This window comes from Rhodococcus sp. PBTS 1, assembly GCF_001620025.1.
Taxonomy (GTDB): domain Bacteria; phylum Actinomycetota; class Actinomycetes; order Mycobacteriales; family Mycobacteriaceae; genus Rhodococcoides; species Rhodococcoides kroppenstedtii.
In genome coordinates, this window is record NZ_CP015219.1 from 1,195,224 (window position 1) to 1,220,061 (window position 24,838).

Below are 24,838 nucleotides of genomic sequence, written 5' to 3' on the forward strand. Positions count from 1 at the left end.
ACTGTCGAATCGATACAATGAGCGCAGGCAAAAATGCAACATCATTGTTACATTTCGTACGCTCTTTCGTAGAGGTAGGGGTTCGCGCCGGATCATGTACCCGTGTCGAGTCGCCACGAGAAATCCTCGATCGTGTTGACTTCGAACCTGCCGTTCGCACGCTGGGGTGATGTGTTCGGCGAAGCGACCATCGCATCGGCGATGATGGAACGTGTCGTCCACCATGCCACTGGCAGGTCTCCGATAGTCGGACCACTTCGTTCTAGAGCCGGTTCTGATTGATGTCAGTCGGTCTCGCAGCCGTCCGCGGGCTGGCGGGTGTGGGTGCATCGGGCAGCGTACTCGGCAGGCGCGAGATACACGAGCGATGAGTGGCGGTTTCGTTTGTTGTGGTCGTCCTTGAAGTCCTCGATCACCACCCGCGCTACGAGCAGGCTAATCCAGTGATTGCTGTTCGGGCCCTCTTCTCGTAGTCGGTAGTCGGACTGATAGTTCCTCGCCCACACCGTTTTCAGTGCGTTCCGGTTCGACCTGCGAGCTCGAGCTCACGCCAGAGCGTTCGCGGGCGTGTCGGATCCGCACCTGCAGCCCCTCCTCCTTCCATAGTCAGTGCACCTTCTTCTTGTTGACCTCCACGTGCCTGTCGTACTGAGATACGCCCAGGCGCGCCTGAACCCGTGCAGCGGGTTCTCGCGCGCGTTCGCTCGTAGCGCGCCTCTGAGAGTCACGTCTGGATCCGAGGGTGTCTTGCGATCGGTGTGCGTGCAATATGTGGAATGGGCAAGCTCAACTGCTCTACACGCCGAACGTTTTGACAGCTTCACCGTCTCGACGAGTATTTCCTCCGCGCGGCGCTTGGCAGCTGGGCTCAAAATTCTCCTTTAGCCACCTCCCGCAGCGCGTCCTTGTCAAGCTCCGCCTTCGCGAGCAGGCGTTTGAGCCGGCTGTTGTGCTCACGCAGCTCTTTGAGCTCTTTCCAGGCGTCGTTGTCCATCCCGCCGTAGCTAAGCCGCCAGATGCACAAAGTCGCCGCCGACACGTCGAGTTCGGCCGCTACTTCCTCGGTGGTCTTGCCTGCAGCGGTGAGCTCGTCGGCCCGGCGCAGCTTGCGCGCGACTTCTTCCGCTGCCGTTCGCGTCCAGCCATATCTTCATTGCCCTATCCGCCCAGGTTACGTGCAAGAGACTTGCAACAAATTGGCCGCGTTCACGGGGGACTTGCCAGCGCAATCAAGAAAGAGTCTCGGTCAGCCTCGTCAACACTGAGGACGGGCTATCACTCGGTGTCGCGGCCCTCAAAGGGGCCCTCTCTTTGAAGACGCGGCTAGTTTGTATCGCTAGGTCACCTACCAGGTGCGCAGACATCTCAATCGAGCCTTCTTCGAAAAGCTGCTGCTTGACGACCATGAGGTCGCAGACGCGACACTGACGCCACTCTTTGCCGAGTTGTACGCCGCCAGCAAGGAACATGAGTCAAACGCCGAGACGGTGCGGCGCAGCCCCGACGACACGAAACGAGGCTCGTGCGGAAGTTGAAACGATGACCAGGACAGACCGGCTCGTAAAGAACGACGAAGGTCAATTTGTCGAAGTTCGAGTAAGACTGTCTTGGTGGGGCGGGCGGGGCTCGAACCCGCGACCAATGGATTATGAGTCCACGGCTCTGACCGACTGAGCTACCGCCCCATCGCACCGCTGACGACCCGTCGTGGCGCGCTCCATACGTTACCCGGTCCGGCTGTCGCCGTTGCGGCGGTCAGGACGGTGTCAGGGTCCCGACGCGCAGCATGTCGAAGACGACCTCGGCGGGCTCGGGACGCGCGTAGAGGTAGCCCTGCGCGCGGGTGCAGCCGAGATCGAGCAACGCCGTGCGGGCCTCGACGGTTTCGAGGCCCTCGGCGATGAGGTCGAGTCGGTACGCCGTGGCGAGGGTGACGACGGCGCCGACGATGGCGCGATCGTCGGCGTCGGTGTCCAGATGGGCGACGAACTCGCGGTCGATCTTCACCGCGTCGACGGGCAACGTCTTCAGGTGCGAGAGCGAGCTGTAGCCGGTACCGAAGTCGTCGATCGCCACACGAACTCCCAACGCGCGCACGGCCGCGAGGGTGCGGGCGGCGAGCGTGACGTCGTGCACGACGGCCACCTCGGTGATCTCGATGCACAGGTCTGCGGGGGACATCGCGTGGCGGGCGAGGGTCGTCTCCACGACGCCGATGAAGTCCCGCGACACCAGTTGGGCCGGTGAGACGTTCACCCGGAGGGTGATGGTCGACTCGCCCAGTCGCTGCCGCCACGACGCGTAGGTCCGGCACGCCTCGTTCAGCACCCACCGACCGAGTTCGGTGGCCAGGTTGACCGACTCGGCGATGCCGACGAAGTCGGCGGGCGGAATCATGCCGCGCGTCGGGTGCAGCCACCGCACGAGCGCCTCGACGGCCGTGATCCGCCCGGTGGTCAGGTCGATCTCGGGCTGGAAGTGCAGCAGCAGCGCATCGTTCTCGATGGCGGCGCGCAGGTGCAGCTCGATGTCGTTGCGCAGCGCCGTGCGTTCGCGAATCTCGTCGGTGAACAGCGAGACCGCGTTGCCGCCTGCGCTCTTCGCCGCGATCGCGGCCTGATCCGCGCCCGCGATGACCGAGTCGACGGTGTCGATGCCGGGCCGCGCGACGGCCACCCCGATACTGGCGGTGCGCGAGACGACGTCGCCGGCGAGTTCGACCCGAGCGGTCACCGACATCAGCAGGCCGCACGCCTCGACGTACGCCTCGTCCTCGGTCGTGGCGCGGGGAAGCAGCAGCACGAATTCGTCTCCGCCCCAGCGGCACAACAAGGAGTCGTCGTCGGTGAACCGGCGCAGACGTTCGGCGACGGTGCGCAGGAACTCGTCACCGGCGGTGTGGCCCAGCACGTCGTTGAGGGCTTCGAGGCGGTCCAGGTCGAAGTAGAGCACCGCGAAGCGGGGGCGCCCTTCCGCGAGCCTGGCGGACAGCTCGTCGGCCATACCCCGCCGGTTGAGCAGGCCGGTGAGGGCGTCGTGCCGCGCGGCCCAGCGCAGACGTTCCTCGGCGGACACCCGTGCCTGGACCTGCGAGAACAGGGAGGCGGTGGCCTTGAGTGCGCCGAGCTCGTCCTCGGTCCACTGGCGATCGCCCGCGGCCACCAACCCGAGAACGCCGGTGGTGGCCGGACCCGATCGCAGCGGCACGGCCACCATCGACACCGAACTCATGCCCGACGCCGATTCGACCCGCTCCGCGTAGGCCCGCGCGGGTGACCCCGGCCGGAACACCAACGGCTCCTGCAGATGCTCGGTGGCCGCGAACACCGGATCGGCCCCGGCGAACTCCACGATTCCGAGCGGATCCGGATCCGGAACGTGCTCGCGCTGGGGCCATTCGGCGACGAGCGTGGTGATTCGGTGGTGAGAATCGTGGTGGCGGAGGAAGACCGTGTCGACGCCGAACCAATCCCGGAGGTCACGCAGACCGGCGCGGTAGGCGGACGGAGCCGTGGGCGCGTCCGCCCCGATGAGGTGGGTGGCGACGCGGGTGACCAGGACGTCGAGGCTCGGCGACAACTCCACCGTCGATGCCTCCTCGCGCGCCGCGAACGCATCCGCCACGGCGCGTTCGGGAATCGGAGCGTTCCGGTTCCGGCGTGACCATACCGCGAACGGCCTGTTCACACCCGTCTGCGACGGCTTCGCAGCGCCGGGGCGGCCCCGTGGGACAGGCGCATCACCAGGGCGATCGACGTCGCCGGATCCACGGCGAGCAGACCCGTCAGTTCCCTTCGCAGTCGAGCGAGGTGGTCCGAGTGACGCGGCGCGAGCGCCCGGAACTCCGAATCGTCGCGGGCGTAGAGGAATACCGGCGAGACCGGATGCACGGCGAGGCCGTGCCGTTCCGCCGTGATCCAGACGCGTTGCACGGCGCGCCCGCCGCGGACGAAATCGGCGGCCCGGTCCCCGTCGACGAGGACCAATCCGACCGCCGACGTGGCCGCCAGCCGGTCCCGCGAGTCGTCTCCCAGCGCCGATCCGGTGTCCCACTCCGCGAGATGACGCATGACCTCCGGCCGCCGGGCGACGTCCAACTTGACCAGATCGGTCCGGTCGAGACCGAGGGTGGCGACGTCGATTCCCGTGTCCGGGTCCGCATCTCCGGGCCACCGCAGCTCCGACATCATCTCCGCGTGCAAGTGCTGCGTGAGGTAACGGACGCGGTCGGACTCGGCGAGGATCTCGCCGATCGCCGCGAGCGTGCTGCGGTCGTCGCTGCACACCCAGCGGCACCCCTCCGCCTCGGCGGCGCCGAGCAGTGCCGCTGCCGTCGTGGTGTCCAGGGGCTGCGGGCGGCCGTGGTGGCGATTGGTGCCGCGGGTGGACATCGCGGGGAACAACTCCGCCTCCTCGCGGCACACCGCGCCGCCGCCGAGGACGACCTCGGCCCGGACGACGTCGTCACCGAGGTCGACCACTGTGTCCGTGGCCGAGAGTCCCTCGTGCGCGGCGGCGATCCGTGCGTTCAGCACGGCGGCCCCGACGGCGACGGCACTGCCCCGGCGCCGCACGTCGAGTCCCGACGTCCGCGCCGGATCGAGTGTGACCGTCAGCGATTCGTCCGCGGTCTCGACGAACCAGGGCTGCACGTTGCCCCCCGAGGGGGCGCGGCGCGCCCAGTGCGCGATGCGGTCCACCGCGCGGTCGGCGGGCTCGATGACCTCCACCGGACCCGGGACGGTCGCCTGCTCGGGGACAGCCCGCCCGGGATCGGCCTGCCCGGGATCGGCCAGTCCGTCCAGGACGCCGTCGACGTCGATCCGCACACGTCCCGAGGGCAGCGCGTCGCCGCGAGCCCACCGGCGTACCGCCGCCGCGACCGTCGCGCCGCCGAGGGCGACGTCGCCGCCGAGTTGGGGCCATGTCGACACGGTGCGATCGACCTCCACCATCGAGGCGGCGAAGCGCGAAGACACCTGATCGGCACCGAGGATGGCCATGACGTAGGGAACCTTGTCGTGGGTGCTCAGGCCGGCGACACGGTCGGAGGTGACCACCCCCGCCGCGCCGTGGAACAGCGGACGCTCGGGGTCGAGATCGAACCGCTCGACGTCGAGGAGCCCGCGGTCGGAGGTCTCCATGATCACCGGAACACGGTGTCGGCGTGCGGCTTCGCGGATCAGCACCTTCACGTCGAGGGAATCGCATTCCTCGACGACGAGATCGACCCCGGCGACGAAGTCGTCCACCGAGTCCGCCGTGACGCCCTCCGGTCGGCACCGGACGTCGAGGTAGGGATCGAGTTCGGCGATGCGACGAGCGGCGACATCGGTCTTGCGTTCGCCGAGGTCGAGAATCCCCGCGGGAATGCGGTTGAGGTTCGACAGGTCGAGGGTGTCGAAGTCGGCGAGATGCAGGGTGCCGCAAAGACCTTCGAGAGCGAGGGTGTGGGCAACCGCGTGGCCGACACTCAGACCGACGACACCGATCCGCACCTCGCGCAGCCGGTCCTGCTCCGCCGTGGTGATCTTGTTCCGGTTTCGGTCGAGCCGCAGCAACCGGAAACCGGTCGGCCCGAGGAGATGGACGAGTGTGTGTCGCCACGGGTAGTGGATCCACCGGGGTGCCTCGTCCAGAACGGCGGCGTCCGGTGTCGGCACCACCTCGGCGAGGGTGCGGCGTTGCCGGCTCAGGGTGTCGAGGACGGTGATGCCGGGGCTGCGTCGCAGGCGGTGCAGCGTGCGCAGGTCGTCGGGATCGCGCGGGTCCAGGACGGTGGCGGTGGCGGTGGTCATGGGGTCCTCTGTCCGGCTGACGAGTGTGCCGCGGCCGCGGCGCGGGCGCGGTCGGGGGCGCGAAGGGCGGTGCGGCGCACGTGTTCCGACGCCACCGCGATCCGTCGACGATGATCGGGCAACGCCCGGTCGGCGTACGTCGTCCGATCCCAGAACAGGGCGCGGGTGCGGTACCGCGCATCGGGATAGGGCGTGGGGGGAACCTCGTCGACGAGGACGGCGCCCGCGTGCTCCCACAGGCCGAGCGCGTGATCGCCCGCGGTGACCAGGGTGTGTCGGACGCCCAGGACGGTTCCGGCGAGCGGCCCGGAGAACCCGATCATGTCGGCCAGGCGACGATCACGGGGAACGGCCGGATCCACCCAGCCGGTCTTGAGCTCGACCACCCCGTCCGTCAGCCGGGCGGCGACCAGCTCGCGCAGCGCGGCTCGCCCCGCCGGGACGGGGATCCACTCCTGGTCGGCGTGGGTCTGATCGGGCCGCTCGTACGGCCCCTGTACTCGGGCACCGGCGACCGGGTGCCCGGCGTCGTCCAGCGCGCAGAAGAACAGGGTGGTGGATCGACCGTCCGCGATGCGGTCGAACTCCAGCGCCGCGTCGACGCCGTGCCGGGCGTAGCTCGCACGCGCACCGTCGAGGAAGCGGCGCCAGAGGGAAGGGTCGGACCGCGGAGTTCCGACGGTGACCACGTAGCCGAAGATCCGGTCGACGTAGTAGCCGAACGGGCGGTCGGACCGCGGCGCGAGGACCGCGGACAGCTCGGGGCACGCATCGAGCGTCGACACCACGGCGGGTGCGGCCGTCAGGCCGGCACGGACTCGACGACGAGGTAGCGACGGCCGGAGACCTCGACCCGCGACAGGCCCAGGCGGACCAGGACGTCGGAACCGTCCTTGCGCACCAGTCGCAGCTGCGTGTCGGCCGACCCGCCCGGGGAGAGGGTCGCGCGGTCGGTGGCCTCGGCGAGCAGCGCGGCATCGTCCGGATGCACGATGCCGTCGCCGGTGAGCGAGGCGAGTTCGTCGGCGTCGTACCCCAGCAGTCGTGAGCACGCGGCGTTGAAGAAGGTGAGAGCGCCGGACTCGTCGTGCACCGTCGTCGCGTCGGCGGAGCGGGCAATTCCGTAGTACAGCGACGGCAGGCCCCCGCCGCCGGTCGGTACGCCCTCGGAATCGGCAGGAGGAGTCGCGGACATGGCTCGATGGTGGCACAGGCGGATACGATGCGCGGGGACGGCGGAAGTCTCCGGATCGGACCGACGGCACGCTATTGTCGGGTGTCACAGACGGTGTGACAGGTTCGGGGTGCCGCCCGGTGTACGGGCTGGTCAGGGTCTCGCGGGGTGTGGTGAGCCGGGGAGGATTCGGTGACATGTCATGGGCGACGACCAGGTATCGCGCCGCCGTCCGCTCGACGCCCTCGTCGTCGAGTTGGCCACCGGTCTGATCGACGCGGATGCCCGGAACGTCGAACGGGTCTACTCCGCGCTGCTGCGTGACCTGAACACCGACTTCGGCACCGACACCTGCTTCCTCCGCCACAACGACCACGAGCTCGACGCCTCGGTCCTGGTGGCCGAATGGCCTCCGCGCCCGTCGATCCCGGACCCGGACCCGCTCGGCGTCGTTCCGTTCCGCGAGGCCGACCCCGTCTTCGCGTCGACGCGGGACCAGACCACCGTCATGATCTACCGCCCGAGCGATCAGCCGCGTCCCTATCGAGATCGGGTGACCACCGGCTCGGGGGAGCCGTCGACCACGATGGTCGCGGTGCCGCTCGTGGGCGAGGACCGCACGCTCGGCGTGCTCGGTTTCGTCTCGTTCCGCGACCGCGTGTGGAGCACCGAGGAGATCGACGCGGTCACCGCCGTCGGCGCGATGCTCGCCCAGGTCCACCGGCGCGTCGCCGCCGAGAACGAGCTGCGACGTCACGCGCTGCACGACGAGCTCACCGGGCTGTTGGCGCGCCGCGGGCTCTCCGAGGAACTGCGGACGCGCCTGCGCGGGAACGAGCCGATCGCCGTTCTCTTTGCCGACGTGGATCGGCTGTCCGCGCTGAACGACTTCCTGGGGCAGGGGATCGGCGATCGTTTCCTGCGGACCGTCGCCGACCGACTCACGCACCGGTTGCCGAGCGCTGCCGTCGCCCGCCTCGGCGGCGACGAGTTCGTTCTCGTCGTCGGTGACGTGTCGACGGCGGCCGACGGCGTCGCCCTGGGCGAGCAGGTCCGACGCACGATCGCCGAGCCGATGTCGATCGGGGAGGACCGGGTGACGCGGACCGCGAGCGTCGGCGTCACCGTGGGTACGGAGAACCCGTACGAGCTGCTCCGCCGGGCGGACCGGGCGGCTCTGCGCGCCAAGGCCTCCGGCGGCAACGCGGTGGTCGAGTACAGCGGGGGCACCGCCGACGAGGCCCTCTCGCGCAACGGCCTCGAACTGAGCCTGGGGGAGGCCGTCGCGACCGGCGCGCTGGTGCTGCACCACCGCCCCGAGGTCGATCTCCGTACCGGTCGCCTGACGGCGGTGGAGTCGTCGGTGCGCTGGCCGCACCCCACCCGCGGGCTGCTCGGGCCCGCGGACTTCGTCCCGGTGGCCGACATGTCCAACCTCGCACCGGAACTGGGCCGCTGGATCGTGGAGCAGACGTGCCGTGCCCACGCGACGCGACTGAGCCGCACGGGGCGGGCCGATCTCCGCGTGCACGTGACGCTGTCGCCGGGGTTCGTGGCCTCCGTCGCGTTCCCGGACGCCGTCGCCGAGGCCCTGGATCGGTACGGCGTCGATCCGCGACTGCTGTGCGTCGGCGTCTCCGAGACGGGCATGGTCGACTCGGTGACCCGGACCGCCGACGCCCTGGCCGCCGTGCGCGCGTCGGGCGTCCGGATCGCCCTCGACGACGTGGGCAGTGGGTACGGCTCCCTGCTGCACCTCAAGCGGCTGCCCCTCGACGTCCTCACCGTCGACGCCCGGTTCGCGCGCGACGCCGTCGGCGACGCCGGGGACCGCGCGGTGCTCGCAGCCCTGGCGACCGTCGCGCGGGAGATGTCCCTGGACGCGGTCGCGACCGGCGTCGACAACCCCGAGGTGGCCCGCACGCTGCTGGGGCTCGGGTTCGGGCCGGCCCGTGGTGCGGCCGTCGGTCCGTGGGCCGACGAGGTCGTGCCCGCGGTGACCGGAACGGCCGGCCTGCCGCCTACCGGTCCTCGGCTCGGGTGACGGTGACCGGGACGCCGTTGAGGACGGCGTTGCCGGCCACGGACTCGACCCGGTCCGGATCGGTCACGTCGTTCACGCTGGGCCCGATCACGCTGCGTGCCACGGAGAGTCGGACGCCGTCGCGCTCGTGACCGAACCCGTGGGGCATGCTCACGACGCCGCGCATGACGTCCTCCGAGGCGGCCACGACGGTGCGGACCGACCCGGCGTCCGAGCGCACCTCGACGGCGTCGCCGTCCGTCAGCCGGCGGGGCGCGAGATCGTCGGGGTGCATCAGCAGCGCGTGCCGCGGCTTGCCCTTCACCAGGCGCGGGGCGTTGTGCATCCAGGAGTTGTTGCTGCGCAGGTGTCGTCGGCCGACGAGGGTGAGCCCCCCGTCGGCGGCCGGGGTGCCCGCGAGCGCGGCCCGGACGCGCGCGACGTCGTCCAGCACCAGCGGCTGGGCGAGGTCGATGCGGCGATTCGGGGTCAGCAGGGCGTCGGGCAGACGCGGCCGGAGCGGGCCGAGATCGACCCCGTGGGGCGCGCGGCGCAGCGCGCGCAGGGACAGCCCTCGGCGCCCGCGGCGCAGCAGTACGTCGAGGCTGCGCGCCGGGGACAGGCGGAACCGCACCTCGCGGATCACCGACGCCCGCGTCAGGCGCTCGCGCGGGCTGCGGCGACGCAGGGCGGCGTAGCGCAGTGCCAGGTCGCGGAAGATCTCCCAGTCGTGACGCATCCCGTCGGGTTTCGGCAGAACGGCGGGGGAGAACTTGGCGACGTTCCGCACGGCGAACGAGGAGAAGATCAGGTCGTAGTGATCGCGTTCGAGCGCGGTGGTCGACGGCAGGATCACGTCGGCGTGACGCGAGGTCTCGTTGACGTAGATGTCGAAGGACACCATGAAGTCGAGACCGGCGAACGCGTCGTCCAGCCGTCGTCCACCGGGCGCGGACAGGACGGGGTTGCCCGAGGCGACCACCATGGCGCGGATGCGATCCGGACCGTCGACGGTCATCTCGTCCACCAGCGTGGACGTCGGCAACTCGCCGGAGAATTCCGGGAGGTCGCGTACCCGGCTGCGCCAGAGGTCGAAGTGCCCTCTGCCCGTGATCTTCTGACGCACCAGGTCGACCGCCGGTTCGGTGAACAACTTGCCGCCGACGCGGTCGAGATTGCCGGTGAGGATGTCCAGGACGTGAATCGCCCACTGGCAGACCGTGCCGAACTGCTGCGTCGACACCCCCATCCGTCCGTACACCGCGGCGGACTCGGCCGCGGCCAGGTCCCGGGCCAGTCGGCGGACGGTCTCCGCGGGCACCCCGGTCACCTCGGCGACCGCCTCCGGAGTGAAGTCCGCGACCGCCGCGCGCACCTCGGCCACGCCGTCGACGTAGCCCGCGGGACGGTCCGCGCCGTCGCCGAGGATCACGTGGATCATCGACAGCAGCAGGAAGGCGTCCGAGCCGGGCCGGACGAAGACGTGCTCGTCGGCGACGGCCGCGGTCTCGGTGCGACGCGGGTCGATCACCACCATCCGACCGCCGCGGGCCTGCAGCTGCTTCACGCGGCGTCCGAAGTCGGGCACGGTCATCATCGAGCCGTTCGAGGCCATCGGATTCGCGCCGAGGACGAGGAAGAACTGCGTGTGGTCGATGTCGGTGATCGGTTGCCGCAGTTGATGTCCGAACAGGAGCATGTTGGTCAACTGGTGCGGCAGCTGGTCCAACGACGTTGCCGAGTAGCGGTTGCGGGTGCGCAGCATCGACAGGAAGGGCACACCGTGTGTCATGGCGCCGAGGCTGTGCACGTTCGGGTTGCCGACGTACACGCCCACGGCGTTGCGGCCCCGGGAGTCCCGGATCTCCGACAGCCGTCGCGCCACGAGGTCGATCGCGGCGTCCCACTCCATCTCCACCCAGCCGTCGGCGGTGCGGCGGACGGGTCGGCGCAGCCGGTCCGGATCGTTCGCGATGTCGACCAGCGCGGTGGCCTTCGGGCACAGGTGGCCCCGCGAGAGCGGATCCTTCTTGTCGCCCCGGACCGACTCGACACCGGCCGAACCCACCGTGTACTCGAGTCCGCACATCGCTTCGCACAGGGCGCAGGTGCCGTACGCGGTGCGCGTGCCGGCGGCGTCGGTCGTCATGAGCCACGACGCTAGTCCGCCGACGCGGTTCGCACGGCCCGACGGGCGGACCGACGCGTCGTCTAGGGTCGCCTCGTGACTCCTCACGACGGTGACGACGACCTGCTGGCCGCCCTGGGCGACTGGCCCGTTCCGGCCGTCTCCGCGGCCGTCCTTCGACGGTCCGGCGACGACGTCCGGGTGATCGCCCGCCACGGGGACGCTGATCGGGTGCAGGAACTTGCCTCGGTGACCAAGCTGCTCGTCGCCTACGCCGCCCTCGTCGCGGTGGAGGAGGAAGCCATCACCCTCGACGAGCCCGCCGGTCCGCCCGGGTCGACCGTTCGGCACCTCTTGGCCCACGCGTCGGGCGTCGGTTTCGACGACCGGACGCCCAGCGCGCAGCCGGGGGAGAAGCGGATCTACTCCAGCGCCGGTTTCGAGCTCCTGGCCGAGCACGTCACCGAGCGGACGGGGATCGACTTCCCCGAGTACCTGACGGATGCGGTGCTCGCGCCGTTGGGGATGACGGCGACCGAGCTGGTCGGCTCCGCGGGACACGGCGCCCGGTCGAGCGCGGGGGACATGACCGCGTTCGCGGCCGAACTGCTCGCGCCGACCCTGCTCGCACCGGAGACGCTGCGCGAGGCGACCGGTGTGCAGTTCCCCGGATTGGCCGGGATCCTGCCGGGCTACGGCTCGCAGCGGCCCAACGACTGGGGCCTCGGGTTCGAGATCCGGGACGGCAAGTCGCCGCACTGGACCGGGACCGGCAATTCTCCGCGCACGGTGGGGCATTTCGGTCAGTCGGGCACGTTCTGCTGGGTCGATCCCGAGGCGGACCTGGCCGTGGTCGTGCTCGCGGACCGCGCGTTCGGAGACTGGGCCAAGCCGGTGTGGACCGAGCTCTCCGACCGGGTTCTCGACCGACTCGCCGCCTGAACTGCCGCGACACTCCGTACGACTGGTGTAACAGCGGTAACTCGAGGCACACTGGTATGCAGCCGTCGCGCAGTCGACTCGTCGGGCCGTTGGGGAAGACGTCCCTCGTCGAGGCTGGAGGCAACGGTGAACGCACGAAATCAGTTCGCGGACGCGACGACGGGTGTGGTCTGGATCCACTCGTCTCCGGCTGCGCTGTGCCCGCATGTGGAATGGGCACTGTCGGATGCGCTGGACGCGCGCGCCAATCTGAAGTGGACCGCGCAGCCCGCGCAGTCCGGTCAGCTGCGGGCGACCACCGAGTGGGTGGGGCCCGTCGGTACCGGCTCGCGCCTGGCCGCGGTCCTTCGTTCGTGGCGCATGCTGCGCTTCGAGGTCACCGAGGACCCCAGTGAGGGCGTGGACGGCGAACGCTTCGCCCACGTTCCCGGACTCGGCCTGTGGCACGGCATCACGTCCGCCAACGGCGACGTCGTGGTGGGGGAGCAACGCATCAAGGCCATCCTCGCCGGCGGCGGAGCGGACCTCGCGGCCGATCTCGACCACGCTCTCGGTACGGCCTGGGACGACGAACTCGAGCAGTTCCGACTGGGAGGTACCGGCGCCGAGGTGACCTGGCTCGCGAGCTGATCCGGCTCGGCTCGCCGGGCCTACCCCGGCGGGCCGCTACAGCGGGATGTTGTTGTGCCGCCCGCGCCGCGCGGGAGCCTCGGCCAGGGCGCGGGTAAGCGTGCTGCGCGTGGTGCCCGGATCGATGACGGCGTCGACCACGCCGATGCCGACCGCGCGGTCGACACCACCGGCGATGGCCTCGTGCTCCGCGGTCAACCGGTCGTGCAGCGCCTCGCGCTCGTGCTCGGGAGCCGCGGCGAGGGCCTTCTTGTGCAGGATGCCCACGGCCGCTTTTGCGCCCATGACGGCCACCTCGGACTCGGGCCACGCGTACACGGCGGTGGCCCCGAGCGCGCGGGAGTTCATTGCGATGTACGCGCCGCCATAAATCTTGCGGGTGACCAGCGTGACGCGGGGTACCGTGGCCTCGGCGAAGGCGTGGAGCAGCTTCGCTCCGCGGCGGACCACACCCTCCCACTCCATGCTGACGCCGGGGAGGTAGCCCGGCACGTCGACGACCACGACGAGCGGGATGCCGAACGCGTCGCAGAGTCGGACGAAGCGTGCGGCCTTCTCCGCGGACTCGGAGTTCAGGCAGCCACCGAGTCGGATCGGGTTGTTGGCGATCACCCCGACGGTCCGGCCGCCGAGGCGACCGAGGCCGGTCACGATGCTGCGCGCCCAGCCGCCCTGGAATTCCTCGAACGACGACTCGCCCTCGACGTTGTCGAGCAGTTCGTGGATCACCGGATGCACGTCGTACGCGCGGCGGTTGGAGTCCGGGAGCAGCGCGCGGAGGTCGGTGTCGCCGTGCTGGGCCGCGGCAAGATCGAAGCTGCCCTGATCGCAGAACATCGACACCAGGCGTCGCCCGCGGGCGAGGGCGTCCAGCTCGTCATGGGCGACGATGTGGCACACGCCGGACTTCTTGTAGTGGGTGTCCGGACCGCCCAACGACGCCATGTCGACCTGTTCGCCGGTGACGCTGCGGACCACGTCGGGCCCGGTGACGAACACGCGACCCTCCGGGGCCATCACGACGACGTCGGTCAGAGCCGGCCCGTACGCCGCGCCGCCCGCGGCGAAGCCGAGGACGACGGAGATCTGCGGGATGCGGCCGGACGCGCGCACCATGGCCTCGAAGACGAGGCCGACGGCGTGCAGCGCCTCGACACCCTCGGCGAGGCGGGCGCCGCCGGAATGCCAGATGCCGACGATCGGCGCGTTCTCGTCCAGTGCGGTGTCGATGGCCGAGACGATGTGCTTGCAGCCGTCCACGCCCATGGCACCGCCCATGACGGTGGCGTCGGAGCAGTAGGCGATGGTGGGGACGCCGTCGATCTCCCCGCGCGCAGCCACGACCCCGGATTTGTCACGGGGGTGCAGGAGGGCGATGGAGGCGGAGTCGAAGAGTCGTTCGAGACGGGCCAACGGATCGCGGGGATCGACGTCGGCCGCGCCGCGCGCGTGGGGAGCGAGAACGGTCACGGAACTTCTCCTTCTGCCGTCGGTCCGCGAGGCGATCCGGGCCGGGAGTGGTGGGTCGGGCGGGGCGCGTCGGTGATCGCTCACCGTGCGCCCCGCCCCACCCGGGGGTCGAGCTGCTCTCGCCGTCGGTCAGGCTCGACCGATGGCGAGGGCGACGTTGTGCCCTCCGAAGCCGAACGAGTTGTTCAGCGCGTAACCGATCTCGCCGCGACGGGCTTCGCCCTTGACGACGTCGAGATCGATCTCCGGATCCTGGTTGTCCAGGTTCAGCGTCGGCGGGACGATGCCGTCCCGGACGCTGAGGACGGTCAGGACCGCTTCGAGGGCGCCCACGGCGCCGATCGAATGGCCCAGTGCCGACTTCGGTGCGTACACCGAGGCGTGCTTGCCGACGGCGGCACCGATCGCCGCGGCCTCGGCCGTGTCCCCGATGGGGGTGGCCGTGGCGTGGGCGTTGACGTGCGTGATGTCCGCCGCGGTGAGACCCGCGGTCTCGATGGCGCGACGCATCGCACGCGCCGCTCCGGTACCGGCCGGATCGGGGGCCACCAGGTGGTAGCCGTCCGACGTGATTCCGGCACCGAGCAGTCGCGCGTGGATGGTCGCGCCACGAGCCTTGGCGTGCTCTTCGGACTCGATGACCATGAGCGCGCCGGCCTCACCGAACACGAAGCCGTCCCGATCGACGTCGAAGGGACGCGAGGCGGCCTTCGGATCGTCGTTCCGCGTGCTCATCGCACGCATCATCGAGAAGCTCGCGATCGGCACCGCGTCGATGTGTCCTTCGACCCCACCCGTGACCACGACGTCGGCATCGCCCATGACGATCATGCGCCACGCGTGCGCGATGGCCTCGGAGCCCGACGAACACGCCGACACGGGCGTGATCACCCCGGCGCGAGCGCCGAGTTCGAGTCCCACGACGGCCGACGGGCCGTTGGGCATGATCATCTGGACCGAGAGCGGAGACACCTTGCGGTATCCGCCCTCGCGCATCTTCTTGTCCGCATCGAGCAGGGCGTCGCCGCCACCGAGGCCGGTGCCGATCGAGACGCCGAGGCGCTCCGGATCGACCTCGGGGCTGCCGGCGTTCTTCCAGACTTCCTTGCCCAGGACGAACGCCATCTGCTCGACGTAGCTCATGCGTCGCTGCTCCACTCGGGACAGCAGCGACGACGGGTTCACGGCGAGGTGACCGCCGATGCGAACCGGAAGATCGTACTCGGTGACGAAATCGTCCTCGAGAACGTCGATACCGCTCTCGCCGTTCAGCAGACCCTTCCACGTGGCGTCGACGTCACCGGCGATCGAGGTGGTGGCCGCGAGCGAGGTCACGACGACGTTGCGGAAGCCCCCGTTGGCTGTGTTGGGCGTGGTCACGGCCTGGCTCACTCGCCTGCGGTGCCGCTCTGGCCCTCGAACTTCGCCTTGATGGCCTCGGCCGCCTCGGGGTTCTCGGACTCGAGCTTCTGGATGTAGGACACGGCGTCACCGACGGTGCGCAGACTCGCGAGGTCCTCGTCCGGGATCTTGACGCCGTACTTGTCCTCGGTCTGGACGGCGATCTCGACCATCGACAGCGAGTCGATGTCCAGGTCGTCGACGAAGGACTTCTCGACGGTCACCTCGGACGGCTCGATGCCGGTGACCTCTTCGATGATCTCGGCGAGTCCGGCGATGAGTTCTTCCTGCGTGGCCACGTAGGTGGCTCCCTTCTTGGTTGTGACTGCGTCGTTCCCCGATCGGGCGCGCGCGACCGATCGGAAGCAGATCTCGTCCCGGCGGCGCGTGCCGACCGGGTTCCGGGCGACGGACGTCGACCGGGTGGGCCCCGGCGAACCGGGACGCGCGGCAGGGTTCGCCGCGCGCAGTAACCTAGCCGACCGAGACCGGCAGGGTGAGGCCGGAGATGTCCTCCGGAGTCTGGAGAGCCGTGGTGGGCGTGCCGCGCATCTCGCGCTTGGCGATGCCGACCAGGGTGCCCGCGGGCGGGAGTTCGACCAGGTGGGAGACCTCGGCCGCCTTGAGGGATGCGGTGCACAGATCCCACCGGACGGGACGGGTGACCTGAGCCGCGAGCTTGGTGAGGACCTCGGCGCCGGTGGTGACCTCACGGCCGTCGTAGTTCGAGAGCAACCGACGAGTCGGGTCGGCCGGTCGAATCGAGGCAGCTGCGGTGTCGACGGCGTCGCGGGCCGGAGCCATGAAGCGCGTGTGGAACGCGCCGGCCACCGGGAGCGGACGGATCCGTGCCTTCTCGGGCGGGTTCTCGGCGAGCTCGGCGAGACCGGTCAGCAGGCCGGCCGCGACGATCTGGCCGGCGGCGTTCCGGTTGGCGGCCTCGAGGCCCAGCTCCGTGAGTCGCTCGAGCACGGCGTCCTCGTCCCCACCGAGCACGGCGGACATGCCGGTCCGCGCCTGCGCGCAGGCCTCGGCCATGGCCGCGCCGCGCACGGCGGCGAGGCGAACGGCCTCGTCGGCGGTGACGACACCGGCGACCGCGGCGGCGGCGAGTTCACCCACGGAATGTCCGGCGACGACGAGGTTCTCGGGGAGGCCGTGAACGCGCTCGAATTCCTCGAACGCCAGCAGGGCGGCCGCGACGACCAGCGGCTGCGTCACCGCGGTGTCGGTGATCTCGTCCGCGCCGGCAGTGGTGCCGAGGCGAACGAGGTCGAGACCGGAAGCCTGCGACCACACGGCGAGACGGTCGGCGGCTCCGGGGAGTTCGAGCCACGGCGTCAGCATGCCGGGTTTCTGAGAGCCCTGTCCGGGCGAAAGCAACGCAATCACGGACATAAGAGAACACTGTGAGGCCCTCTCGAGGAGATGTCGTCCGCGATGAACCTCACGACCTCGATTTGTCGGAACCCTACAAACCCCCTGCAGAGAGCGACGCATCGTCCGAGGCGCAAGATTCGTTACCGTATGAGGTTTCCAAATGTTCCGGCTGTGACGCTTGTTATCGGTGATGGACTTTCGTTATGCGATTGCGCCAGTCTTCCCACTGTTGCAGCAACACGAAGCACGTACGCGTCGCGCGCGTTGGTGGGGTCGCGACCGGTGACGTCGGCGATGCGCTTCAGTCGATAGCGGACAGTATTTGGATGAACAAACAGTGATCTTGCACAAGTCTCGACCGCCCCGCCGCAGTCGAGGTACGCGTCGAGCGTGTCCGACAGGCCACCGCCGGCCGCCGCGAGCGGGGTGACGATGGCGTCGTTCAGCGTGCCGACCGCCGCCGGATCGCCCAGCAACGCTCGCTCCGGCAACAACTCGCCCGCGTGCACCGGGCGCGGCGCACCGCGCCAGCCGACCACCGCCTGCATGCCGGCGAACGCCTCCACCGCACTCGAATGCGCCGCGCCCAACGTGCGGGTGGTCGGACCGATCACCACCGGATCGGTCGAGAAGTTCGCCATCAGATCGTTCAGGAACGCCGCCGACGCGGGGTCCCCGGACATCGAGCCGCTCACCACCATCACCAACCGTGTGCCCTGCACCACCGCCAGCGCGGCGCGGCCGTGGCGGCTGGCCACCGAGTGCACGGTGCCGACCACCGACACACCCTGATCGGGCGGCGGCGACCCCACCAACACCGTGGCCGGCGCCGTCGCGTCCCAGTTGAGTGTCGCCGCGCGCGAGAGCATGTCCGAGCCGGTGTCCCCGCGCACCACGGCGTCGACCACCAGCGCCTCGAGGCGGGTGTCCCAGGCGCCGCGCGACTCCGCCGCACTCGCGTACACCGACGCCGCCGCGAACCCCAACTCGCGCCCGTACCGGAGTACCGCTTCGGTGAGCGCCACCAACTGCTCGTCGTTGCGCGCGAGTGCCGGCAGCCACTGCTCGAAGAACTCCATGGCGACCCGGACCATGTCGACCGTCTGACGCAGCGTCAGGCGCCGCGCCAGATCCTGCGGAATGACCTGGAACGCGTCGAGGCTGAACCGGATGTCGCTCTCCGGATTCTGCAGCCACTCGAGGAAATTCACGACGGCCGTCTGCACCAACAGCTGCACGCTGGCCCGCTGCGAGGCGTCCAGGTCGCGCACGAAGGGCAACTGCCCCTCCATCTGCGTCAACGCCTCCGTCGACAGCCGCGACGAGAACTGCTTGACCCGGCGCAGTAGCGCGTCCGGCAGCGGCACGCGCTCCTGCCGAGCGCGCCGCAGGGCCGCGCCGGGTGTTCCCACCTCGGCCGCGGCCCTGCGGATCTCGCGACGTTCTCTGATGCGCTCGGCGTCCCGCGCCGACTCCGTCTCCTCGCCGGACGCGTCCTCACCCGAGGCGGAGGCGTCCTCACCGGACGAGGGCGCGGGGGAGGCGTCGGTCATGGATCGAACCTACGCCCCCGCCCGCGAGCGACCCGTCAGGCGACGCCGGGGTCGGACGTCGAGATCGGTGCGGCGAGGACGTCGTCGATCTGGTAGCGCTCGGCCGCCTCGACGGCCTTGTCGGCGTCGACCTGTCCCGCCTTCGCCAACGCCGAGAGCACCGCGACGACGATCGACTCGGCGTCGACGTTGAAGTGCCGACGCGCCGCGGTACGGGTGTCCGAGAATCCGAAACCGTCGGTACCGAGCGTGACGTAGTCACCCGGAACCCACTGACGGATCTGATCCGGCACCGCCCGCATCCAGTCGGAGGCAGCGACGAACGGACCCTCCGCGTCCTGCAGCTTCTGCGTCACGTACGGCACGCGCGGGGTCTCGCCCGGGTTGCGCAGCGCCTCGGTCTCGACGTCGACCCCGTCGCGGCGCAGTTCGCCCCAGCTGGTGACCGACCATACGTCGGCGGACACGCCGTAGTCCTCGGCGAGCAGTTCCTGCGCACGCAGGCCCGACGGCATCCCGACACCGGAGACCAGGATCTGCGCCTTCGGGCCGTCGGCCTGTCCCTCCTGGAACAGGTAGATGCCCTTGAGCAGACCCTCGACGTCGAGGTTCTCCGGCTCGGCCGGCTGGCGGTAGGGCTCGTTGTAGAGGGTGATGTAGTAGAAGATGTTCTCCCCACCGAACCCCTCGACACCGTCGGTGCCGCCGTACATCCGTCGCAGCCCGTCCTTGACGATGTGCGCGATCTCGAAGGAGAACGCCGGGTCGTACGCGACGGCGGCGGGGTTGGTGGCGGCGAGCAGCAGCGAGTGTCCGTCGGCGTGCTGCAGGCCCTCACCGGTCAGCGTGGTGCGGCCGGCGGTGGCACCGAGGACGAAGCCGCGGGCCATCTGGTCCGCCGCCGCCCACAGGCCGTCGCCGGTGCGCTGGAACCCGAACATCGAGTAGAAGATGTACAGCGGGATCATCGGCTCGCCGTGCGTGGCGTAGGAGGTGCCGACGGCGGTGAACGACGACGTCGACCCGGCCTCGTTGATCCCCTCGTGGAGGATCTGGCCGGTGGAGTTCTCCTTGTAGGCCAGCATCAATTCCGCGTCGACCGAGGTGTAGAGCTGGCCGTTGCGGTTGTAGATCTTCAGCGACGGGAACCACGAGTCCATGCCGAACGTGCGGGCCTCGTCGGGAATGATCGGCACCACGCGGTGCCCGATCTCCTTGTCGCGCAACAGTTCCTTCATCACGCGCACCAACGCCATGGTGGTCGCGACTTCCTGCTTGCCGGACCCCTTCATGATCGACTTGTAGGTCGAGTCCGGCGGCATCGCCAGCGGCTTCGCCGACGTGCGTCGCTCGGGAACGAACCCGCCGAGCGCCTTACGGCGGTCGAGCATGTACTGGATCTCCGGCGCGTCCGGCCCCGGGTGGTAGTACGGGGGCAGGTACGGATCCTTCTCGAGCTCCTCGTCGGAGATCGGGATGTGCTGGATGTCGCGGAACGCCTTGAGGTCGTCGAGGGTCAGCTTCTTCATCTGGTGCGTGGCGTTGCGGCCCTCGAAGTGCTTGCCCAGGGTGTAGCCCTTGATGGTGTGGGCCAGGATCACCGTCGGCTGACCCTTGTGCGCCATCGCCGCGGCGTAGGCGGCGTGCACCTTGCGGTAGTCGTGCCCACCGCGCTTGAGGTTCCAGATGTCGCTGTCGGAGAGGTCCTTGACCAGTTCCTTCGTCCGCGGATCGCGGCCGAAGAAGTGATCGCGGACGTACCCGCCGTCGTTGGCCTTGTAGGTCTGGAAGTCGCCGTCGGGCGTGGTGTTCATCAGGTTCACCAGGGCGCCGTCGCGGTCCGCGTGCAGCAGGGCGTCCCACTCACGGCCCCAGATCACCTTGATGACGTTCCAGCCCGCGCCGCGGAAGAACGACTCCAGTTCCTGGATGATCTTGCCGTTGCCGCGCACCGGCCCGTCGAGGCGCTGGAGGTTGCAGTTGATGACGAAGGTCAGGTTGTCCAGACCCTCGGTGGCCGCCACGTGGGCCAGACCGCGCGACTCCGGCTCGTCCATCTCACCGTCGCCGAGGAACGCCCACACGTGCTGATCGGAGGTGTCCTTGATACCGCGGTCGTCGAGGTAGTGGTTGAACCGCGCCTGGTAGATCGCGTTCATCGGGCCCAGGCCCATCGACACCGTCGGGAACTCCCAGAAGTCCTGCATCAACCGCGGATGCGGGTACGACGGCAGGCCGCCGCCCTGATCGGCGTGGCTGTACTCCTGACGGAAGCCGTCCATCCGCTCGGCAGGGATGCGACCCTCGAGGAACGCGCGGGCGTAGATGCCGGGGGAGGCGTGACCCTGGATGAAGATGTGGTCGCCGCCGCCCGGGTGGTCCTTGCCGCGGAAGAAGTGGTTGAAGCCCACCTCGTACAACGCCGCCGACGACGCGTACGTGGAGATGTGACCGCCGACGCCCACGCCGGGACGCTGCGCGCGGTGCACCATGATCGCCGCGTTCCAGCGGATCCAGGCCCGGTAGCGACGTTCCATGGACTCGTCGCCGGGGAACCACGGCTCGTTCTCGGTGGGGATGGTGTTGACGTAGTCGGTGGAGGTCAGCGACGGAATCGCGACACGCTTCTCACCGGCCCGCTCGAGCATCCGCAACATCAGATACCGCGCACGCTGGGGGCCGGACCGTTCGAGGAGTTGATCGAACGATTCCATCCACTCCGAGGTCTCCTCGGAATCGATGTCCGGGAGATACGAGGCCACCCCCTCTCGGATCACTCGCACCCGGCCGTCCGAGTTCGCACTCCGAGCCACTGCGCCGACGTCGGCCGCAGCCCCGTCGCGCCCTTCCTTGGTCGCTTCCGACAACGTCTCTCCTCGATCTGGCGGGTGCGTGGTGGTGCCCCGTTCCATCGCGGGCCGGTCCTGTGACGCCGACTCGCCTTTCGGTCTCATGGTGATCGAGGTCAATCCTGCCCCATCGACCCCCGTCCGGTGCAGGTGGTCTGGTAATGGGTACCCGTGAAATCAATGCAACGGTTCGCGGGTGCGTCGGCTTGCGCCGGGGCGCCCGAGCATGTTCGCTTTGTCTACTGCACACTTTCTCCACGGGCCGAGGCGAACTCGGACCTGCACGGCCCTGCTTCACCACCCCACCCATGAGGAGGACACGACCGTGGTCGCCGCGGCGGACGATCGGAACTACGCCCACAAGCTCGGAATCACCCACGACATGGTCGTGCAGGAATTGGGTTGGGACGAGGACACCGACGAAGACCTGCGGGCCGACGTCGAAGAGACCATCGGCGGCGAGACCGTCGACGAGGATTCCGACGAGGTGGTCGACGTCGTGCTGCTGTGGTGGCGGGACGGCGACGGTGATCTGGTCGACGCCCTCATGGACGCCATCACGCCCCTGTCCGACGACGGTTTTGTCTGGGTGCTCACGCCCAAGACCGGCCAGTCCGGGCACGTCGAACCCAGCGAGATCGCCGAGTCCGCCCCCACGGCCGGTCTGACGCAGACGTCGTCGACCAACCTCGGGTCCTGGATCGGCAGCCGCCTGGTGCAGCCCAAGGCTCGCCCCGCCAAGCGCTGATGCCCCTCGAGGTGGGCGCGCAGGCGCCCGAGTTCACGCTCAAGGATCAGAACAATCAGCCCGTCTCGTTGTCCGACTACCGCGGACGCAAGAACGTGCTGCTGATCTTCTTCCCGCTCGCCTTCACCGGCACCTGCCAGGGCGAGCTGTGCCGAGTCCGCGACGAACTCCCGAAGTTCGAGAACGACGAGACCGCCGTCGTCGCCATCTCCGTCGGCCCGCCGCCCACCCACAAGATCTGGGCCGCCGAGCAGGGCTATCTCTTCCCCCTGCTGTCCGACTTTTGGCCCCACGGCGAGGTCGCGCAGCAGTACGGGGTCTTCAACGAGAAGCTGGGCTTCGCCAACCGCGGCACCTTCCTCGTGGACACCGAGGGCGTCATCCGGTTCGCGGAGATGATGGGACCGGGCGAAGCTCGTGACCAGGGCGCTTGGGAGAACGCGCTCGCCGCGTTAGGGTCTTGACCGCGTTCGCCGGGGGTTCTCACGCCGGCGCGCGAGGGCGTATAGCTCAGCGGTAGAGCTCTGGTTTTACACACCAGCGGTCGGGGGTTCGAACCCCTCTGCGCCCACACTGGTTCTTCTATCTTCGCCTTGTCCGTGCCCCGTGCCCCGTGCCCCGTGCCCCGTGCCCCGTGCCCCGCGGGCAGGGGCCGCGTCGAGTGGCGCCCCGGTTACGGTCCGGCGCCCCCGATCGGGGGAGCCCGGGTAGAACCGGGGAGCCGTTCGGGCTCGCGTCAGGCTTTTCGTCCGATCGAATGACAAGCCAGGGATTCGCGCACTGACATCATGGCGGTAGCGGAAGGACCGCCCGGTACGGTGAGGAAATGTGATGAGTCGCAACGCTTTCGGACGTGGAAACAAGCGAGTGGCCGTGGTGGCCGTGATGGTGGCGGCACTCGGAATCGGTGCACCCGTCGCGGCATCGGCGGAACCGACCTTCGGCAGCAGCACCGGGAGCGGACTGATCGACGATCCGATCGGCACCATCACCGGCGGCGTGCGCATTCTCAGCGAAGTGATCGGCGGTGCCGGCAGCAGTGGCGCCGGAAGCAGCGGGAACGGTGCGCCGACGCAGAACTGCAACGAGGCGACGGTGTCCGGGGGCGCCGGTGTCACGGACACCAACCATCAGCTGGGCCGACCGGGCCCGACGTCGTTCGAGCTTGTCTACGAGACCGAGAACGTCCCGGACAACATCGAGGTGTTCTACCAGGGCGGCAAGGTGTTCGAGTCCGGGTACATCGGTGACGACCTGAACGAGGGGACCGGTGCTGCTGTCGTGAGCCTGCCCCCGGGTACTGCAACGACGGTGCTCGTGCGGGTCAGCGGACCGAACGGCACCAATTGGACGTACACGGTGCGCTGCTGACCGTGACCCGGGGGTAGCGCGACGGGCCGCCCGCCCTCACGCTCGCTGCGCAGCGCACCTCGTTCCGCACACCTTGCAAGGAACGTGCAACCTGCGCGGATCCGGGCGCGCTGCGCACCGCGGGCGGGGGCGCAGTCGAGCGGCGCCCCGGTTTCGGTCCGGCACCCCCGATCGGGGGAGCCCGCGCAAAACCGGGGAGCCGCTCGGCCTCAGAACACCTCGCGGTACAGGTCCTCGATCTGCTCGGCGGTGGGAACGACGGGGTTGTTGTTCGGTGAGCCCGATGCCAGGGCCTGCTGCGCCATGGTGGGGATCAAGCGGTCCCACTCGGCGCGATCGATGCCGTGGCTCGACGGCGTGGGGACCTCGACGTCGGCGCAGAGCTGCTCGAGGTAGGTCACCAGCTGCGCTGCAGCGGCGGAATCCTCGTCAGCCGCCGCAGCCGCACCGAGCTGGCGGGCGCACTCGGCGTAGCGGGCCTCGGCGCCGGACACGGAGAAGCGGGTGACGGCCGGCAGCAGCATCGCGTTCGAGAGCCCGTGTGCCACATGGAAGTTGCCGCCGATGGGCCGGCTCATGCCGTGCACCAGGCAGACGCTGGAGTTGGAGAAGGCCATCCCGGCCTGGGTGGCCGCCACCATCATCGCGCCGCGAGCCTCACGGTCCTCCCCGTCTCGATACACCCGGAGCAGGTACCGCCCGATGGTGCGCATCGCGTTCAGCGCCAACGCATCCGCGATCGGGTTGTTCTTCGCGGAGACGTACGCCTCGATGGCGTGGGTGAGGGCGTCGACGCCGGTGTCGGCGGAGAGTCGCGCCGGCATGCTCACCGTGAGGTCCGGGTCGACGACGGCGGCGACGGGCAGGAACGACAACCCCGGACACAACATCTTCTCGTCCGTCGCACTGTCGGTGATGACCGTGAACTGCGTTGCCTCGGAACCGGATCCGGCCGTGGTGGGCACGGCCACGATCGGAAGCGCGGGTCCGGTGTACGGGCCGGGGGCGCGGTAGTCGTTCATCCGACCCCCACCGCGGACGAGGACGGAGACGGCCTTGGCGGTGTCCATCGGGCTGCCTCCGCCGAAGCCGATCACCACGTCCGCGTCGTGCGCGACGGCCGCTTCGACCGCGGCCGTCAGCGACTCGGTGGTGGGGTCCGGCACCGTGTCGGAGAACAGGGCGCCGTCCGTGCCCGCGGCGGCGACGAGGTCCATCATTCGTCCCGCGGCACCGGTGCTCACCAGAAAACCGTCGGTGACGACGAGGGGTCGGCGGACGTCGAGGTCGGTGAGCACCGCACCGAGATCGTCCAGCGCCCCGGGCCCGACGCGCAGGAATCGAGGGAAGGAGAGGGAGGTCGCCATACGG

General features: G+C 69.5%; 19 protein-coding genes, 2 tRNA genes and 1 pseudogene. 8 read left to right on the forward strand and 14 right to left on the reverse strand.

All coding sequences use genetic code 11. The features are described from left to right. Positions 1-102: 102 nt before the first annotated feature. A pseudogene (locus A3Q40_RS19720) lies at positions 103-228 on the forward strand (ATP-binding protein); the annotation flags it as partial. Positions 229-868: 640 nt separating this feature from the next. Here A3Q40_RS19720 and A3Q40_RS05385 read toward each other — a convergent pair. From A3Q40_RS05385 to A3Q40_RS05410, 6 genes are all read right to left on the reverse strand, one after another. Further along, positions 869-1,105 (reverse strand): transposase, encoded by a 237-nt coding sequence (locus tag A3Q40_RS05385; protein WP_068100279.1) that lies wholly within the window; start codon positions 1,103-1,105, stop codon positions 869-871. A 503-nt stretch (positions 1,106-1,608) separates the two neighbouring features. After that, positions 1,609-1,685: transfer RNA gene (locus A3Q40_RS05390), tRNA-Ile, on the reverse strand. Positions 1,686-1,755: 70 nt separating this feature from the next. Beyond that, a complete protein-coding gene (locus tag A3Q40_RS05395; RefSeq protein WP_235606454.1) occupies positions 1,756-3,624 on the reverse strand; it encodes a putative bifunctional diguanylate cyclase/phosphodiesterase in 1,869 nt (622 codons plus the stop codon). Positions 3,625-3,683: 59 nt separating this feature from the next. Beyond that, complete coding sequence (locus A3Q40_RS05400) at positions 3,684-5,798, reverse strand: Rv1355c family protein (protein ID WP_068100281.1); 2,115 nt, start codon at positions 5,796-5,798, stop codon at positions 3,684-3,686. Continuing rightward, entirely contained in the window at positions 5,795-6,586 is a 792-nt protein-coding gene (locus A3Q40_RS05405) for a hypothetical protein (protein ID WP_068100282.1), read from the reverse strand. Before A3Q40_RS05405 ends, A3Q40_RS05400 begins: the two co-directional genes overlap by 4 nt. A 14-nt stretch (positions 6,587-6,600) precedes the next feature. Then, positions 6,601-6,993, reverse strand: coding sequence for a PAS domain-containing protein (locus A3Q40_RS05410; protein ID WP_068100284.1), 393 nt, complete (start codon positions 6,991-6,993; stop codon positions 6,601-6,603). Between the two features lie 181 nt (positions 6,994-7,174). Here A3Q40_RS05410 and A3Q40_RS05415 point away from each other — a divergent pair, with 181 nt between their 5' ends. After that, the gene (locus tag A3Q40_RS05415; RefSeq protein ID WP_068100286.1) at positions 7,175-9,016 is read left to right on the forward strand and encodes a putative bifunctional diguanylate cyclase/phosphodiesterase; all 1,842 of its coding nucleotides are present in this window, start codon (positions 7,175-7,177) and stop codon (positions 9,014-9,016) included. On the opposite strand, the gene A3Q40_RS05420 is transcribed toward A3Q40_RS05415, so the two are convergent. Further along, a complete protein-coding gene (locus tag A3Q40_RS05420; protein ID WP_068100287.1) occupies positions 8,994-11,144 on the reverse strand; it encodes a molybdopterin-dependent oxidoreductase in 2,151 nt (716 codons plus the stop codon). The genes A3Q40_RS05415 and A3Q40_RS05420 overlap by 23 nt on opposite strands. 75 nt (positions 11,145-11,219) lie before the next feature. Between A3Q40_RS05420 and A3Q40_RS05425 the strand changes: the two genes are divergently transcribed. Further along, positions 11,220-12,065: a serine hydrolase domain-containing protein gene (locus A3Q40_RS05425; protein WP_235606455.1), complete on the forward strand. Its 846-nt coding sequence runs from the start codon at positions 11,220-11,222 to the stop codon at positions 12,063-12,065. A gap of 126 nt (positions 12,066-12,191) precedes the next feature. Then, positions 12,192-12,695, forward strand: a complete 504-nt coding sequence (locus tag A3Q40_RS05430; RefSeq protein ID WP_068100288.1) for a DUF3145 domain-containing protein — start codon at positions 12,192-12,194, stop codon at positions 12,693-12,695. Positions 12,696-12,731: 36 nt separating this feature from the next. Here the strand turns inward: A3Q40_RS05430 and A3Q40_RS05435 are convergent, their stop codons facing one another. The 6 genes from A3Q40_RS05435 to aceE all read right to left on the reverse strand — a co-directional run bounded on the left by A3Q40_RS05435 (position 12,732) and on the right by aceE (position 21,411). Beyond that, positions 12,732-14,165, reverse strand: coding sequence for an acyl-CoA carboxylase subunit beta (locus A3Q40_RS05435; protein ID WP_068100289.1), 1,434 nt, complete (start codon positions 14,163-14,165; stop codon positions 12,732-12,734). A gap of 129 nt (positions 14,166-14,294) precedes the next feature. Continuing rightward, on the reverse strand, positions 14,295-15,545 hold the full coding sequence (locus A3Q40_RS05440; RefSeq protein ID WP_068105331.1) for a KasA/KasB family beta-ketoacyl-ACP synthase: 1,251 nt from the start codon (positions 15,543-15,545) through the stop codon (positions 14,295-14,297). Positions 15,546-15,553: 8 nt separating this feature from the next. Beyond that, on the reverse strand, positions 15,554-15,865 hold the full coding sequence (gene acpM / locus A3Q40_RS05445) for a meromycolate extension acyl carrier protein AcpM (protein WP_068100291.1): 312 nt from the start codon (positions 15,863-15,865) through the stop codon (positions 15,554-15,556). A gap of 175 nt (positions 15,866-16,040) precedes the next feature. Continuing rightward, positions 16,041-16,958, reverse strand: a complete 918-nt coding sequence (locus A3Q40_RS05450) for an ACP S-malonyltransferase (RefSeq protein WP_068105333.1) — start codon at positions 16,956-16,958, stop codon at positions 16,041-16,043. Positions 16,959-17,086: 128 nt separating this feature from the next. Continuing rightward, on the reverse strand, positions 17,087-18,337 hold the full coding sequence (locus A3Q40_RS05455) for a PucR family transcriptional regulator (protein ID WP_371831463.1): 1,251 nt from the start codon (positions 18,335-18,337) through the stop codon (positions 17,087-17,089). 197 nt (positions 18,338-18,534) lie between these two features. Beyond that, complete coding sequence (aceE, locus tag A3Q40_RS05460; protein WP_082833769.1) at positions 18,535-21,411, reverse strand: pyruvate dehydrogenase (acetyl-transferring), homodimeric type; 2,877 nt, start codon at positions 21,409-21,411, stop codon at positions 18,535-18,537. A 262-nt stretch (positions 21,412-21,673) separates the two neighbouring features. On the opposite strand from aceE, the gene A3Q40_RS05465 reads away from it, so the two are divergent. The 4 genes from A3Q40_RS05465 to A3Q40_RS05480 all read left to right on the forward strand — a co-directional run bounded on the left by A3Q40_RS05465 (position 21,674) and on the right by A3Q40_RS05480 (position 23,467). Then, positions 21,674-22,096: a DUF3052 domain-containing protein gene (locus tag A3Q40_RS05465; protein ID WP_068100293.1), complete on the forward strand. Its 423-nt coding sequence runs from the start codon at positions 21,674-21,676 to the stop codon at positions 22,094-22,096. Next, a complete protein-coding gene (locus A3Q40_RS05470) occupies positions 22,096-22,560 on the forward strand; it encodes a peroxiredoxin (protein WP_068100295.1) in 465 nt (154 codons plus the stop codon). Before A3Q40_RS05465 ends, A3Q40_RS05470 begins: the two co-directional genes overlap by 1 nt. Positions 22,561-22,595: 35 nt before the next feature. Next, a tRNA-Val gene (locus A3Q40_RS05475) sits at positions 22,596-22,667 on the forward strand. Positions 22,668-22,927: 260 nt separating this feature from the next. Continuing rightward, positions 22,928-23,467, forward strand: a complete 540-nt coding sequence (locus A3Q40_RS05480; RefSeq protein WP_068100297.1) for a hypothetical protein — start codon at positions 22,928-22,930, stop codon at positions 23,465-23,467. A 209-nt stretch (positions 23,468-23,676) separates the two neighbouring features. Here the strand turns inward: A3Q40_RS05480 and A3Q40_RS05485 are convergent, their stop codons facing one another. Next, a complete protein-coding gene (locus A3Q40_RS05485; protein WP_068100299.1) occupies positions 23,677-24,834 on the reverse strand; it encodes an iron-containing alcohol dehydrogenase in 1,158 nt (385 codons plus the stop codon). Positions 24,835-24,838: the final 4 nt, after the last annotated feature.

Coding starts and splice junctions, on each gene's coding strand:
- A3Q40_RS05400 (WP_068100281.1), bottom strand. CDS start 5,798: ATGACCACCGCCACCGCCACCGTCCTGGACCCGCGCGATCCCGACGAC.
- A3Q40_RS05410 (WP_068100284.1), bottom strand. CDS start 6,993: ATGTCCGCGACTCCTCCTGCCGATTCCGAGGGCGTACCGACCGGCGGC.
- A3Q40_RS05415 (WP_068100286.1), top strand. CDS start 7,175: ATGGGCGACGACCAGGTATCGCGCCGCCGTCCGCTCGACGCCCTCGTC.
- A3Q40_RS05420 (WP_068100287.1), bottom strand. CDS start 11,144: ATGACGACCGACGCCGCCGGCACGCGCACCGCGTACGGCACCTGCGCC.
- aceE (WP_082833769.1), bottom strand. CDS start 21,411: ATGGAACGGGGCACCACCACGCACCCGCCAGATCGAGGAGAGACGTTG.
- A3Q40_RS05470 (WP_068100295.1), top strand. CDS start 22,096: ATGCCCCTCGAGGTGGGCGCGCAGGCGCCCGAGTTCACGCTCAAGGAT.
- A3Q40_RS05480 (WP_068100297.1), top strand. CDS start 22,928: ATGAGTCGCAACGCTTTCGGACGTGGAAACAAGCGAGTGGCCGTGGTG.
- A3Q40_RS05485 (WP_068100299.1), bottom strand. CDS start 24,834: ATGGCGACCTCCCTCTCCTTCCCTCGATTCCTGCGCGTCGGGCCCGGG.